This is a genomic window from Dermacoccus sp. PE3 (assembly GCF_001021715.1).
Lineage (GTDB): Bacteria > Actinomycetota > Actinomycetes > Actinomycetales > Dermatophilaceae > Dermacoccus > Dermacoccus abyssi.
The window spans coordinates 509,112-522,201 of record NZ_LDCM01000001.1; the positions used below are offsets into that span (position 1 = coordinate 509,112).

Here is a 13,090-nt window from a genome sequence, read left to right on the forward strand (position 1 = left end):
CACCCGGAGGTGACGATGAACGAGAACGAGGCGCTCGCCGCCGCGACGAACCCGTCTGCGGCGCCGGAAACCCAAGCCGGCGAACGGGGCACCGTGTCGCACGCCATGCGCTTCGCGCTCGTCGGCGTGGGCTCGACGGTTCTCTACACGCTGCTCTTCATGCTCCTCGACATGCGCATGAACCACCACCTCGCGAACGTGACGGCGCTGCTCGTGTGCACGGTCCTCAACACGTGGGTGAACCAGCGATTCACGTTCGATGCGGCGGGGCACTCGGGCGGCAAGGCCGCCCACGTCCAGAGCCTCGCGATCCTCGCGGTCACGCTCGCGGTGACAACGGGCGCGCTCGCGCTGGAGCACCACCTGTGGCCGAACGCGGGCACCTTCTGGGACACGGTGACGGTGACCATCGGCAACGCGATCGCGACGGTCGTGCGCTTCGTCGTCTTCCGCCGAATCTTCACGCGCTGAGCGACCGAAGCCCCCTGTGACGGCGCGGTTTGGTGTGCGCCGGGCTGTCCGATACCCTTTCAGGGCTTGCAGTGCTTACTGCTCGTGGAGGAGGCGTCGCCTAGTCCGGTCTATGGCGCCCGCCTGCTAAGCGGGTTTGGGGTTTATAGCCCCATCGAGGGTTCAAATCCCTCCGCCTCCGCCAGCGAATGTGAAGGGCCCCTCCCCAGGATCAGCGACGAAGTCGCCCTGGGGAGGGGCCCTTCACATTCGCTGATGAAAGCACGGGGGATTTGGGAGGAGTCCGGGCGCCCGCGAGCGAAGCGAGCCCGCGCCCGGACGACGGCTCCCTCCGCCTCAGGGAACGAGACCGAGGCGCGACACACCAGCGCAGCACCTCCAGCGAACTCTCAGAACCTGATCGTCACCGGATTGAGACTTTCCCAGGTTCGTCCTTCATCATGGTGAGCAGCACTTTTCAAGTTCGCCGGGCCGGTGGCTCCGACGGGCGGTCAGCTATTGGGGATCTTCACATGACGCACGACTCGTACGCGAGCCATTCGGGGCCGGAGGGGCTCCGTGAGGCAACTCGCTCGGGTGAGCGTCAGCGCCGTCGGGCGTCGTTGCGCCGCAGCTTGTCGTTGACCTTCCTGAGCACGCTGTTGCCGGGGCTGGGGCTGGTGTGGACGCGCCGCCGCCGCCTGGGCATTCTGCTGGCGGCGTTCACGTTGCTCGCACTCCTCACGTTGGCCGTCGTGCTCGTCGGTGGTGGGCTCATCACCGGTGCGGCGAACGTGCTCACGGCGAAGGGCCTCAAGATCGCCCTCGCCGTCACGATCGGCGCGATCCTGCTGTGGCTGTTCTCGATCGTGCTCACGGCGCGCACGACACACATGACGGCGTGGTCGCGCCGCGGCGAGACCGTCTTCAAGGGCTTCACCGCGCTCATGTGCCTCGCGGTCACGCTCCCTGCCGCTGAGGCAGTCCGGTACGTCACGGTGACGCAGGACGCCTTCGGTTCGATCTTCATCAAGAACGGCGGCGGCCAGAGCGCGAAGGAGAACGCGTTCAAGCGGCACGAACGTGTCAATTTCCTCCTCGTCGGTTCGGATGCGGGCAAGGATCGCTTCGAGGTGCGTACCGACTCCGTCATGGTCGCCTCCGTCGACACGAAGACCGGCGACACGACCCTCATCAGCATCCCGCGCAACTGGCAGAAGGTGCCGTTCCCCACGTCCAACCCGCTGCACGACCTCTACCCGGACGGATTCACCTGCCCGGACCGTGGCGCGAGCGAGCAGTGCATCATGGATGCCGTGTGGACCGAGGCCACCGTGCAGCACCCCGAGCTGTTCAAGGGTCAGCAGTACGCCGGCCTCAACTCGACACGCGATGTCGTCACGGAGATCACCGGCCTCGAGATCGACTACTCCACCGTCATCAACCTCGAGGGTTTCCAGGATCTCGTCGATGCCATGGGCGGCGTGGACATGACGATTCCGCCCGGCGGGATCGCCATCGGCGGCAAGATCGTCAACGGCGTGAAGACGGGGATCACCGGGCGCATCCCCGAGGGTGAGCAGCACCTCGACGGTCAGCAGGCCCTCTGGTACGCGCGCAGCCGGGTCGAGACGGGCGACGGTGACCGCATGCGCCGTCAGCGCTGCATGGTCAACGCTCTGGTCAGCCAGACCAACCCGTTCCAGATGGTCCAGCGCTTCCCCGACATCATGAAGGTGGCCAAGGAGAACATCCTCCTCGACCTCCCCCAGGACCAGCTCCCCGACCTCGCTGATCTGGCCAACACGATGAAGAAGGGCCAGATGAAGAGCGTCAATCTGGCCTACCCGATCATCAGCGACAGCAACCCGGACTACGACAAGGTGCGCTCGCTCGTGAAGAAGGGCTTGGAGCGTCCGAAGGCCACGAAGAAGCCCGCACCGAAGAAGACGTCGACGTCCAGCTCGACCACGCCCTCGACGAGCACCTCGACCACCGAGGAGCCTGTGAGCGACACGACCTCCACCTGCTGATCGCACGACCTCGACGAGGACGCTCCACAGCTGATCCCGAAGTGACGAGATATCCGGGCACAACGAAGGCCCCAGCCGAACCGGCTGGGGCCTTCGTGAGGTCTACCTGATATCAGGCAGAGGTGACGTTCGAGGCCTGCGGGCCCTTGTCGCCCTGCGTGATCTCGAACTCGACGCGCTGACCCTCGTCGAGCGAGCGGTAGCCGTTGGTCTGGATGGCCGAGTAGTGAACGAAGACGTCAGCGCCGCCGCCGTCCTGCTCGATGAAGCCGAAGCCCTTTTCAGCGTTGAACCACTTCACAGTGCCCTGTGCCATGGGAAATCCCTCTATCTATCGTGTTGCGTTGAGCTTCAACTTTTGAAACTCAGGCTGATGTGCATGCCATAGGCGCCTGAGGTTGAAACAACAGGAAAAACCGAGGTACTGCAAAGCAACCACCATCACGCTAACACGCGCCGCCTCCCCGAGGCTCATGCGCGACGCCCGCAAACGTGAACAGTGCATGACCGCACAGCGACGGGCGGCACCCGATCGGCCTCAGGCTGCCAGCTCCTCGTGGTCGGCTGCCGCAACGAGTTCCGCGTAGCGCCCACCACGGGCGAGAAGTTCGGCATGCGTGCCGGCCTCGACGATCCGTCCCGCGTCCATGACGACGATGCGGTCGGCGTCGCGGACGGTGGAGAGACGGTGGGCGATCGTCAGGGTCGTGCGGCCCGCGCTCAGGCGCTCCAGAGCGTCCTGGACGGAGCGTTCCGTACGGGTGTCGAGCGCACTCGTCGCCTCGTCGAGGACGAGGATCGGCGGGTTGCGCAGCAGAGTGCGCGCCAGCGCCAGGCGTTGCTTCTCGCCGCCGGAGAAACGGTGTCCGCGAGCGCCGACGACGGTGTCGTACCCGCCGGGCAGACCGGCGACGACGTCGTGGATGGCGGCGGCTTTCGCGGCGGCGACGATCTCGTCGTCCGTGGCGTCGGGCTTGGCGTAGTGCAGGTTCTCGGCGATGGTCGCGTGGAGCAGGTAGGGCTCCTGGACGACGACACCGACGAGGTCGCTCACGTCGGCGAGCGTCATGTCGCGCAGGTCGACGCCGTCGATCCGCACGCTGCCCGCGTCGGGGTCGTGCAACCGGCTGACGAGTGCCGCCAGCGTGGACTTGCCCGAGCCGGTGGCGCCGACGACGGCCACGTTGGAGCCGGCGGGCACGGTGAGGTCGACGTCGTCGAGCGCGGGTCGGTCAGCGCCGGGGTAGCGCAGAGTGACGTGGTCGAAGCGCACCTCGCCGCGCACGGCGTCAGGCTCGAGGCGAACCGGCTCGGCCGGGTCGGCGATGGCCACGGGCATGTCGAGGTACTCGAAGATGCGGCTGAACAGCGCCTTGCTCGTCGTCAGCTGGATGCCGACGTTGAGCACGCCCATGAGCGGGCGGAAGAGCGCGGACTGCAGACCGGTGAAGGCCACGAGCGTTCCGATCGTCATGCCACCACCCGTGGCGGGGAGGCCGGCCGCGAGGTAGATGAGTGCAGGGATGACGGCGAAGATGATCGACATCGTGCCCATGCGCCAGCGTCCGGCCATCTGGGCCTGGAGTTCGAGTTCGGTGAGCGTCGCGGACGAGCGCGTGAAGCGGGTGCTGAGCTGCGGGCCCGCGCCCATCGTCTTGGCGAGCACGACACCGCTGATGGATAGGCCCTCCTCGATCTGGGTCTGCATGTCGGCGAGCGTTCCCTGCGCCTTCGACTGAACCGCGCGTCGCAGACGCGCGACGCGGCGCGTCAGCCAGATGGCCGGCGGCAGGACGACGAGGCTGATGAGCGAAAGCTTCCAGCTGAGCACGGCCATCGCGATCGCGGTGCCGATGACGGTCGTCACGTTGCTCGCGATCGACGTGGCGGCGTCCGTGACGACGCCCTGCATGCCGTTGATGTCGTTGGTCAGGCGGCTCTGCAGCTCGCCGCCGCGCGTGCGGGTGAAGAACCCGAGGGGCTGGCGCTGCAGGTGGGAGAACAGGTCGGTGCGCAGCGTGTGCATGACGCGCTGGCCGGTGCGCGTGGCGAGCCAGGTCTGCACGACGCCGAGAAGCTGCGTGACGATCGTGACGGCCAGGATGCCGCCGACGAGCGTGAGCAACAGCGGCACGTCCTGGTGCGGAATGGCGTCGTCGATGAGGTGCTTGGTGAGGAACGGCGGCGCGAGCGCGATGACGGCGCTGACGACGATGATCGCGAGCACGACGGCCATGGACACGCGGTGCGGCGCGAAGAGCCGCGTGATGCGGCGCATGGAGACGGGGTGGGCGTCGAGCTGGGCGATGTCAGCCTTGCTCACGCGCATGTCGGAGCGGCCGGCGCCGTGGCCGGGGCCCGGGCCGTGGGGGTTCGGTTGGCTGGTCGTGGTGATCACGTCCTTTCGGCTTTAGTGAGGTTGCCTCACTATCCGGGGATGTAACAATCGTGCCATGGCGATTCATTCCCGGCCGACGCACGAGTCGGACCTCGCGAGCCTTCTGGCTCTCACGGCCCGCCGGATGCGCCGAGCCCATCTCGACTCGCTCGAGCCGTATGGCATCACGCCCCAGCTGTCGCGAGCGCTCGCCATGATCGAGCGGCTTTCCGGCGACGGCGAGGTGCGCCCCTCGTCGATCGCGGCACGACTCGACATCTCGGCACGCTCGGCGACGGAGGTCGTCGACGCCCTCGAGGAGCGCGGGCTCGTCGAACGTCACCCCTCCCCCAGCGACCGGCGCGCCACGGCGCTGACGCTGACGGACGCCGGGCGCGCGCTACGTCGCGAGATCGGCGCGGTCCGCGCGGAGCAGACGCACGAGCTCACCCGCCACCTCACGGGTGATGAGCAGGAACAGCTGCGTGCTCTGCTGACGAAGATGCTCGACGCCTGACGTCGCTCTCCAGGCCGACGGCGGTGGCCATCGCGCCCAGCAGGACCGAGCTGACGCACCACCACATGGCGGTGCCGAACGCCTCGGCCACGCTTTCGCCGTCCTGATAGGCGCTGCCAACGAGACCGACGAGCATCGGCAGGGCCGCGACGGCGACGAGGCCGGCCGTACGCGAGACGGCGTTGTTGATGCCGCTCGCCAGGCCGGAGCGTCCGGACGGCGCGGCGGCAAGGACGGTGCCCGTCAGGGGCGAGACGAGCATCGACATGCCGACACTTCCCGCAGAGCTACGAACAGGCAACGCTCGGCGGATATCTCGTGACGCGCAGCTCCGGGCAAGCGTCCTCCGGGTACGGACGGCTCGAGCAGAACGTCGTCGCCGTCACCCTCGCCACGCCCGAGGGCGAGCTGACGCTCGGCGGGCGCACTCCCAGCTCGGCGACGGCCGCCGGGCCGAAACTCATCGACGTACTCATCGGCAGCGAGGGCACGCTCGGCGTCATCACCGAGATGACGCTGCAGCTGCACGAGGGACCGACCGAGTTCGCTTACTAGACCTGGGCGTTCGACTCGTTCACCGACGGGTTCGACGCGTTCCGGGCGCTCGCGCAGGATCTCGGCCACGGCGTCATGCCGGACGTCAGCCGCCTCTCCGACGGTGAGGAATCACGCACGATCCTGGCCCAGTCGGCGCAAGGGCTCGCGGCGATGGCGACCTTCGCCGCGCGCGGCGCCCGCGAGCCGTCGTTCGGGGTGCTGCGCTGGGAGGACACCGACCGCACCACCCTGCACTGGATCAGCCACCGCTTCCGCGGGCCCTACCAGCGCGACCACCTCATGGATCGCGGCATCTTCGTCGAGACGCTCGAGACGGCGACGACGTGGGCGAACCTGCCGACGCTCTACCGCGCGGTGCGCGATGCGATCAGTAGTGCCGAGGTCGGCCCGCACGCCGTCGTCCAGTGCCACGTCTCGCACCTCTACGACGGCGGCGCCTCGCTCTACTACACGTTCTTCTGCCGCGAGGAGAGCGACCCGCTCGCCCAGTGGCGCCGCGTCAAGACGGCCGCGAGCGACGTCATCGCGGCACACGGTGGCACGATCACGCACCACCACGCCGTCGGCACCGACCACCGCGCCTGGGCCGCTGACGAGATGGGCGAGCTCGGCGCGCGCATCCTGCGCGCGGTGAAGAACGAGCTCGACCCGGCCGGAATCCTCAACCCCGGCAAGCTCGTTCCGCCGGTCGACGACGCCCCCGACGCGTGCGAGGCCGGGGCCTCATGACGCGGCCCGTCACCCTGGTCGTCAACCCGGCTGCGCGCAAGGGTGCGACGCTGCGCATGATCGATCCGGTGACGGACATCCTGCGCGCGCACGGTTGGCGCGTCGACGTCGTGGTCACGCGGTCGGCGGACCACGCGTCGCAGGTCGCCGCCGACGCGAGCGTCGACGACCTGCTCGTCACGCTCGGCGGCGACGGGCTCTACGGGCGGGTGGCCGCGGGCGCCGTCGTCAGCGGCTGCCTCATGGCGCCGTTGCCCGCGGGGCGTGGGCACGACCTCGTCCGCGCGCTCGGGGGCCCGGGCGACGTGCGGCGCGCCGCGCAGCTGCTCGCCGTCGCGCGCGAACGCCGCCTCGACGTCGGACTGGCCGGCGACGGCGGCCCGTCGACCGCCCCGGTCTTCCTCGGCGTGGCGACGCTCGGCTACGACTCGATGGCGAACACGTACGCCAACGACGCTCCGCGCGCGGTGCCGAGTTCGCTCGTCTACGCCTACGGCGGCGCTCGAACGCTCGTGCACGCGCTGCCGCGACCGTTGACGCTCGTCGTCGACGGGGTGACGCACGAGTTCACCGGGTGGAACGTCGCGATCGGCAACTCGGGGCGATTCGGCGCCGGGATGCGCGTCAACCCCGACGCGTCGATGAGCGACGGGTTGCTCGAAGTCACCGTCGTCACCGACATCCCACGCTGGCGCTACCCTGCGATGCTGCCGCGCCTGTTTCGCGGCACCCATGTCGACGGGGTACGTGTTCGAGCGCTGCGCGGACGCGACATCCGCGTCATCACGCCCCACGTCGGGGATGTCTATGCCGACGGCGACCTGCTCGAGGCGTCGCCGACGACGTTCCGTGCGCTGCCCGACGCCCTGCGCGTCATCGTGCCAGCGCCCTGAGACGCCTGAGCGTCGAACCGTCAGCGCCCGACGTAGGCCTCGACGCGCGCCGCGGCGAGTTTGCCGCTGACGAGCACCATCGGCACGCCGACACCCGGCACGGTGCCGGAACCGGCGAAGAATACGCCGGGGCGGCGGCGTTCGACGTTCGGCGGGCGGAACGGGCCGGTCTGCAGGAACGTGTGGCTGAGCGCGAACGGCGTTCCCGCGGCCATACCCTGCGCCTGCCAGCCGGTGGGATCGACGAACTCGTCGGTGACGATCGTCGTCGGGTAGCCGGCGTCATCGAGGAAAGCGAGCAGCTCCTCCTTCATGCGCGGCCGCTCGGCCGCCCAGTCGACACGCCCGACGGCGAGGTTGGGTGCGGGCTCGAGGACGTACAACGTCGAACAACCCTCCGGCGCGGCGGTGGCGTCGTCACGAGACGGAATGGTGACGAGCCGCGACGGATCCTGCATCCGCGTGCCGCGCACGAGCAGATCGTCGAACGACTCCTCCCACGCCGTGCCGAAGTGGATGTTGTGGTGCGCGACGTCGCTCGGCACACCCTCGACCCCGAGGTGCCAGACGACCGCGGACGGCGAGTACGTCGCACGCTTCAGGACGGCCGGCGGTTCGAGGTCGTCGAGCAGCGTCCGGTAGGCGATGGGCAGGTCGGTCGTGCAGACGATCGCGTCACACGGCAGGCGCTCGTCACCACTCGGGCCGGACATCTCGACCCCGGCGACGGCGCCGTCAGCGCGGGTGAGGATGCGCGTCACCGTCGTGTTGTAGCGCTGCTCGACGCCTGTGCGCCCGAGCGCACGCGCCATCGCCTCGGGCACCTCGCGCATGCCGCCGGCCGGGAACCAGACACCCTCGATCGAGTCCATGTACGTGATGACGGCGTACAGCGCGAGCGCCTTCTCCGGCGCGAGACCTGCATACATCGCCTGGAACGAGAAGATGCGGTGCAGGCGTTCGTCGTCGAAGCGCTCGCGGATGACGGGCCCGAGGTGACGGAACCCGCCGAGCCTCACGAGCCGCGCGGCTGCAGCCGGGTTGCGCAGCAGGTCGAGCGGTGAGTCGAAGTTCGCGTCGATGAAGTGCGGCATCTCGACCTCGTACAGCCGCCGCAGCCACGCGACGAAGTCGTCGAACGCCGCCGCGTCCTTCGCGCCGCACTCGCGCGCGATCTCCTCGCGCATCGCCTCGTGGCCGTGGCGGACGAAGATCGTCGAACCGTCCGCGTAGCAGGCGCGGTAGGCGGGGTCGAGCAGCGTCAGGTCGAGCACATCGTGCACGCCCACGCCGATCTGCGCGAGGGCTTCGTCGACGAGGTCGATCATCGTCAGGACGGTCGGGCCGGTGTCGAACGTGAACCCGTCCCGCTCGAGGCGGATACCGCGCCCACCCGCCTGCGTCTGCTTCTCGACGATGACGACGTCGTGCCCGGCGCCGCGCAGATGACAGGCTGCGGCCAGGCCGGCGAGGCCGGCTCCGATGACGACGACGCGACTCATGCGAGATCCTTCTCATCGAGGGGTTCGTGTTCTTCATGCTGCGTGTGCTCGTGCGCGGTCTCATCGTGCGGGAGCGCGAGCGGCGAGAGTCCGTTCTCCCCCAGCTGCTCGGCGAGCAGCACGATCTGCTCGGCCGCCCACGGGCTGAGCAGCGCCGGAGTGCGACGCGCGAGGTGGACCGCGTCGGGCCAGGCGATCCAGGCCCACTCGCATACCTCGTCGGGGTGCGGTTCGAGCTGCACCGGGTCGATGCGCCCGACGAGCACCGGGCAGATCTCGTGCTCGACGATGCCGGACGCGTCGACCGCGCGGTAACGGTAGCTCGGCAGGACGACACGCAACTGCGTCACATCCAGCCCGAGCTCTTCACGCACGCGCCGGCTCACCGCGTCCTGCGTGGGTTCGTCGGGGCGCGGATGCCCGCAACAGGTGTTCGTCCACACACCCGGCCACGCGACCTTCGTCAGCGCGCGACGGGTGAGCAGCAGGCGACCCGCGTCGTCGAGCAGGTAGCTCGAGAAGGCGCGATGCAGCGGCGTGTCACGGGTGTGCACCTCGGCGCGCGGGCACGTGCCGATCGCGGCGCCGTCATCGTCGAGCAGGACGACGACGTCGTCGGTCGCGGCCGGCACACCCGTAGTAGGAGCGGCGGGCGCGGCACCGAACGTCGCTTCCGCTGGCTTGTCGGGTGCGTCGATCATCGGCGTCTCGCGCATCGGGGGTGCTTCTTTCGAGTCGTCGGCGTGAGGTGCTGGATGATCCTGATGACGTTCACGCATCGCGCACCGCCAGTTCGTCCGCGAAACGCGTGAGTTCGTCACGCACCGCGCCCTGCGGCAGCGCCGCGAGAGCATCGAGGGCGTCAGCGTGGCGCTCGGCGATGCGGGCGACGGCCTGCGCGCGCACGCCCGCCGCGTCGAGGCGCTGCAACCAGGCGTGTGTCTCGGCCTCGTCGAGTGGTTCGCGACCCGGCGCCAGGCGTCGCGTCAGCTCGCCGTCGAGGGCCGAGTCGGCGAGGCCGAGGACGGTCGTCGGCTTGCGTTCGCGCAGATCCTCGCCCGCCGGTTTGCCCGTGACGGCGGGTTCGCCCCACAGGCCGATGATGTCGTCGGCGAGCGCGAACGCCTCACCGAGCGCGGCGCCGAATCGGCTCAGCCACGCCGGTGGCGCGCTCTCGCCGGCGAGCAACGCGCCGATCTCGAGGGGGCGCTGCACCGTGTACGCGCCCGACTTTGCGTGCGCGACGCGGCGTGTGCTCACCTCGTCGAGGCGTGCCTCGGCGGCGAAGACGAGGTCGAGCCGCTGCCCGGTGACGAGCTCGACGACCGCTGCGTCCCACGCGTCGGCCACGTGCTCCGGCAGAGCGCGGACGAGGCGGTTCGCGAGCGCGAACGCGAGATCACCGGCGAGGACGGCGACGCTGTCGCCGAGGCGCGCAGCGTCGGGGCCGTCGGGCTGAGCTGCGGCGGCTCTCACCCGGCGGTGCGCGGTCGGAGCGCCGCGTCGCGTGTCGGAGGCATCCATGACGTCGTCCTGCAGCAACCCGAACAGGTGCAACAACTCGAACGCCGCAGCGACACGAACGACAGCGTCGGTGGTCGCGGGGTCGTCGTCGGGGTTGGTGCACTCGCGCGCCGCGAGGTACCCGAGGCGGACGAGCCGGGGCCGCACGAGTTTGCCGCCGGCTGCGAGAAGATCACGCACGAGCGTCTCGAGCGACGATGCCTCGACCAGCGCTGACGAGGGCAGTCCGGCCGTCACCACACCGCCGGCGTCGGCCGCGAAGGCAAGGCTCTCGGCCACGCGTGCCTGCACGGCGTCGAGAAAGCTGGCGGCATCGGTGAGACGGCACGCGTCGCTGCGGCGTCCTCCATCTCGATTCTCGGTGTCGCAGCGTCCCGCGGCGCGCCGCTCACGCCCGAGTCCTTCGAGCCCGGAACGTCCGGCGTCGAGGGCGACGTCGTTCTGCCGTCCGCTCATCGGCCACGCCCTGACGAATCGCGACCTACCGTCGCGAGGCCACGCTCGCGCAGGCGCAGCGCCGCACGGGCGGCGCGCAGCGAGCGCGGGAACCGCGCCCGCGTCGGCACGCTCCACAGCTCGTGCCCGGGCAGCCCCCAGTGGCGCAGCAACGCGTTCGCGGCCTGGAAACCGGTCGTCGCCGCCCGCTCCATGAGCGCGACGGGCAGCTCGCAGCGCACGCCGTCACCGGCGAGGACGAGCTTCGGCTGCGGCGTGACGACGCCCGGGCGCGCGGCCCACTCGTCCGTACCGGCGAGGGGGCAGTCGGCCTCGACGAGCACCTCCTCGTGCACCGGCTCGCACCCGGTGAGCTCAGGGTGCAGGCGGTCGAGCTGATGTCGTAGGTCGGCGAGCACTTCGTCATCGGTGACGTCGTTGGGCACCGCGTAAGCATGCAGTTCGACGACGCTGCCGCCGCACCGCTTGGCCCACTGCGCGGCGCCGTCCTCGAGGTCGTGGACGAGCGAGACATTGTCGAGATGGCCGTACGCGGCCGTGCCGACGAACGGCGCGCTGCCCGCCGCGACGGGGCGGTCGAACCACAGTCGCTGCACGATGAAACGAGGCGCCATCTCCCCGGTCAGCACCGACGCACGCCAGGCCTCGTCGCCGAGGTCGGTGCCGTCGACGAGACGCTGCAGCACGTCACGGCTCGTCGCGATGACGACGGCGTCGGCGCGGAGCGAGCCATGGGCATCGTCACGGTCAATGGCGAAGTCAATGCGGCCGCGACTCGCGTCGTCGGCACCCGCAGCAGCCGCGCCGGCGCTGACACGGAAACCCTCGCCGTCGCGCTCGATCGACTCGACGCGACAACCCGTCACGGCGTGCGCGCCGAGGCCTTCGAGATAGGAGCGCAGCGGTCGCCACATCGTCGTGTCGAAGTCGTCGCGGCTGACGTCGAACAGCAGCCCCTCGCCGGAACCGAGGAAGTACATGTGGAACATGGCGACGAGTTCGCCGGCGGAGAAGTCGCGCGGGTCGGCGAAGAAGCTGCGTGCGAACACCTCGAGCGCGAGCGAGCGCATGCGTTCGGGGAATCGCAGCGCGTCGAGGGCGTCGGCGGCGCTCACCCCGTCGTAGCGCGAATACGTGGCGGGGAAATCGACGTCGAGCAGGTCGAGGGCGCGGTGGGCGTCGACGCGCGTGAGGTCGCGCAGACCGAACGAGGGGCTGCGGGCGACGAATGACAGGAAGTTGAGCGGCGGCCGCGTCGCGATCTGCGTGAACGAATCCTGCGTACCGTCCGCGTGACGTAGCGGGTAGTCCGCGACGGGGCGCAAGCATTCGAGGCTCGGGTCGACGCGGCGCAGCAGCGCGCGCAGGTTGTAGTACTGGCGGAAGAACGCGTGAAACCCGCGGCTCATCGTCGCTCGATCGTCCGGGGCGCCCGACGCGTCAGCGCCCGGGGTCGGCACGTCGACGGGCCAGCTGCGCACTCGGCCACCGAGGCTGCTCTCTGCCTCGATGAGCGTGACGCGCACGCCGCGCTCGGCCAGCCCGACGGCAGCGCTGATGCCGGCGATCCCACCACCCACGACGACGACGTGGGGGGCCGCGGCGTCCGGCACCCTCGACGCAGCAGGGCCGCCCCGACCGTCAGGCTCATGCCGTTCGGCCGCCGCATCACGTCCGGGGCGCCACGGCGGCACTCGTCGCAGCCCTGCCGTGAAGGCCTCGATCGTCGCGCTCATCGTGCGTTCTCCTTTCGACGACGGCCGTGGTGTTCCCACAGCAGGATCGTCAGCGTCACCATCGAGAAACCGAAGCCGAAGTCCTCGATCGGGATGTCCCACGGAAAGCGGATGCCGAGGAACTGATCACGCCCGTAGAGGACGATCGGGTCGCTCAACTTCGTCAGCCAGCCGTCGACGAGGATCTGGAACGTGAACACGATGACCATCGAGCACCAGTAGCGCGCCGAGGTGAAGATGCCGGTGCGCCAACGCCCTTCGAGAGCGACGACGCCGATCATCGACGCGACGGTCAGCACGGTGTACTCGGGCACG

At 69.6% G+C, this 13,090-nt stretch carries 14 protein-coding genes and 1 tRNA gene; 7 read left to right on the forward strand and 8 right to left on the reverse strand.

The window, feature by feature from the left end; all coding sequences use genetic code 11:
* Window positions 1-15: 15 nt before the first annotated feature.
* The 3 genes from AA983_RS02350 to AA983_RS02360 all read left to right on the forward strand — a co-directional run bounded on the left by AA983_RS02350 (window position 16) and on the right by AA983_RS02360 (window position 2,483).
* A complete protein-coding gene (locus AA983_RS02350; RefSeq protein WP_129663934.1) occupies window positions 16-471 on the forward strand; it encodes a GtrA family protein in 456 nt (151 codons plus the stop codon).
* An 89-nt stretch (window positions 472-560) separates the two neighbouring features.
* Window positions 561-655 (forward strand) — tRNA-Ser (locus AA983_RS02355).
* 328 nt (window positions 656-983) lie between these two features.
* Window positions 984-2,483: an LCP family protein gene (locus AA983_RS02360; RefSeq protein ID WP_052946789.1), complete on the forward strand. Its 1,500-nt coding sequence runs from the start codon at window positions 984-986 to the stop codon at window positions 2,481-2,483.
* A gap of 112 nt (window positions 2,484-2,595) precedes the next feature.
* Here AA983_RS02360 and AA983_RS02365 read toward each other — a convergent pair whose 3' ends face one another.
* Window positions 2,596-2,799, reverse strand: a complete 204-nt coding sequence (locus tag AA983_RS02365; RefSeq protein WP_047310585.1) for a cold-shock protein — start codon at window positions 2,797-2,799, stop codon at window positions 2,596-2,598.
* 222 nt (window positions 2,800-3,021) lie between these two features.
* Window positions 3,022-4,812 carry an ABC transporter ATP-binding protein gene (locus AA983_RS02370; RefSeq protein ID WP_047311125.1) on the reverse strand — a complete coding sequence of 597 codons (1,791 nt, stop codon included), beginning with the start codon at window positions 4,810-4,812 and terminating at the stop codon, window positions 3,022-3,024.
* Window positions 4,813-4,936: 124 nt separating this feature from the next.
* On the opposite strand from AA983_RS02370, the gene AA983_RS02375 reads away from it, so the two are divergent.
* The gene (locus AA983_RS02375) at window positions 4,937-5,377 is read left to right on the forward strand and encodes a MarR family winged helix-turn-helix transcriptional regulator (protein WP_047310586.1); all 441 of its coding nucleotides are present in this window, start codon (window positions 4,937-4,939) and stop codon (window positions 5,375-5,377) included.
* Here the strand turns inward: AA983_RS02375 and AA983_RS02380 are convergent.
* Window positions 5,319-5,645, reverse strand: a complete 327-nt coding sequence (locus tag AA983_RS02380; protein ID WP_047310587.1) for a hypothetical protein — start codon at window positions 5,643-5,645, stop codon at window positions 5,319-5,321. The genes AA983_RS02375 and AA983_RS02380 overlap by 59 nt on opposite strands.
* A gap of 50 nt (window positions 5,646-5,695) precedes the next feature.
* On the opposite strand from AA983_RS02380, the gene AA983_RS14555 reads away from it, so the two are divergent.
* The 3 genes from AA983_RS14555 (at window position 5,696) to AA983_RS02390 (ending at window position 7,557) form a co-directional block, all read left to right on the forward strand.
* Window positions 5,696-5,932 (forward strand): FAD-binding oxidoreductase, encoded by a 237-nt coding sequence (locus AA983_RS14555; RefSeq protein ID WP_052946790.1) that lies wholly within the window; start codon window positions 5,696-5,698, stop codon window positions 5,930-5,932.
* A gap of 75 nt (window positions 5,933-6,007) precedes the next feature.
* Complete coding sequence (locus AA983_RS14560) at window positions 6,008-6,664, forward strand: FAD-linked oxidase C-terminal domain-containing protein (protein WP_052946791.1); 657 nt, start codon at window positions 6,008-6,010, stop codon at window positions 6,662-6,664.
* Window positions 6,661-7,557, forward strand: a complete 897-nt coding sequence (locus tag AA983_RS02390) for a diacylglycerol kinase family protein (RefSeq protein ID WP_047310588.1) — start codon at window positions 6,661-6,663, stop codon at window positions 7,555-7,557. The genes AA983_RS14560 and AA983_RS02390 overlap by 4 nt, the downstream gene beginning before the upstream one ends.
* A 20-nt stretch (window positions 7,558-7,577) precedes the next feature.
* Here the strand turns inward: AA983_RS02390 and crtI are convergent, their stop codons facing one another.
* Genes crtI through AA983_RS02415 form a run of 5 tightly spaced genes read right to left on the reverse strand, consistent with a single transcriptional unit; the run spans window position 7,578 to window position 13,089 of the window.
* Window positions 7,578-9,059 carry a phytoene desaturase family protein gene (crtI, locus tag AA983_RS02395; RefSeq protein WP_047310589.1) on the reverse strand — a complete coding sequence of 494 codons (1,482 nt, stop codon included), beginning with the start codon at window positions 9,057-9,059 and terminating at the stop codon, window positions 7,578-7,580.
* Window positions 9,056-9,775: an isopentenyl-diphosphate Delta-isomerase gene (gene idi / locus AA983_RS02400; protein ID WP_231579502.1), complete on the reverse strand. Its 720-nt coding sequence runs from the start codon at window positions 9,773-9,775 to the stop codon at window positions 9,056-9,058. Before idi ends, crtI begins: the two co-directional genes overlap by 4 nt.
* Before the next feature lie 55 nt (window positions 9,776-9,830).
* Window positions 9,831-11,039: a polyprenyl synthetase family protein gene (locus AA983_RS15075; protein WP_156170130.1), complete on the reverse strand. Its 1,209-nt coding sequence runs from the start codon at window positions 11,037-11,039 to the stop codon at window positions 9,831-9,833.
* On the reverse strand, window positions 11,036-12,775 hold the full coding sequence (locus AA983_RS02410) for an FAD-dependent oxidoreductase (RefSeq protein WP_047310590.1): 1,740 nt from the start codon (window positions 12,773-12,775) through the stop codon (window positions 11,036-11,038). Before AA983_RS02410 ends, AA983_RS15075 begins: the two co-directional genes overlap by 4 nt.
* On the reverse strand, window positions 12,772-13,089 hold the full coding sequence (locus AA983_RS02415; RefSeq protein ID WP_255352605.1) for a lycopene cyclase domain-containing protein: 318 nt from the start codon (window positions 13,087-13,089) through the stop codon (window positions 12,772-12,774). Before AA983_RS02415 ends, AA983_RS02410 begins: the two co-directional genes overlap by 4 nt.
* Window position 13,090 lies beyond the last annotated feature (1 nt).

Excerpts from the sequence above, each read along its gene's own strand:
- AA983_RS02350 (WP_129663934.1), top strand. The coding sequence starts at position 16 with ATGAACGAGAACGAGGCGCTCGCCGCCGCGACGAACCCGTCTGCGGCG.
- AA983_RS02360 (WP_052946789.1), top strand. The coding sequence starts at position 984 with ATGACGCACGACTCGTACGCGAGCCATTCGGGGCCGGAGGGGCTCCGT.
- AA983_RS02365 (WP_047310585.1), bottom strand. The coding sequence starts at position 2,799 with ATGGCACAGGGCACTGTGAAGTGGTTCAACGCTGAAAAGGGCTTCGGC.
- AA983_RS02370 (WP_047311125.1), bottom strand. The coding sequence starts at position 4,812 with ATGCGCGTGAGCAAGGCTGACATCGCCCAGCTCGACGCCCACCCCGTC.
- AA983_RS02375 (WP_047310586.1), top strand. The coding sequence starts at position 4,937 with ATGGCGATTCATTCCCGGCCGACGCACGAGTCGGACCTCGCGAGCCTT.
- AA983_RS02380 (WP_047310587.1), bottom strand. The coding sequence starts at position 5,645 with ATGTCGATGCTCGTCTCGCCCCTGACGGGCACCGTCCTTGCCGCCGCG.
- AA983_RS14560 (WP_052946791.1), top strand. The coding sequence starts at position 6,008 with ATGCCGGACGTCAGCCGCCTCTCCGACGGTGAGGAATCACGCACGATC.
- AA983_RS02390 (WP_047310588.1), top strand. The coding sequence starts at position 6,661 with ATGACGCGGCCCGTCACCCTGGTCGTCAACCCGGCTGCGCGCAAGGGT.
- crtI (WP_047310589.1), bottom strand. The coding sequence starts at position 9,059 with ATGAGTCGCGTCGTCGTCATCGGAGCCGGCCTCGCCGGCCTGGCCGCA.
- idi (WP_231579502.1), bottom strand. The coding sequence starts at position 9,775 with ATGCGCGAGACGCCGATGATCGACGCACCCGACAAGCCAGCGGAAGCG.
- AA983_RS15075 (WP_156170130.1), bottom strand. The coding sequence starts at position 11,039 with ATGAGCGGACGGCAGAACGACGTCGCCCTCGACGCCGGACGTTCCGGG.
- AA983_RS02410 (WP_047310590.1), bottom strand. The coding sequence starts at position 12,775 with ATGAGCGCGACGATCGAGGCCTTCACGGCAGGGCTGCGACGAGTGCCG.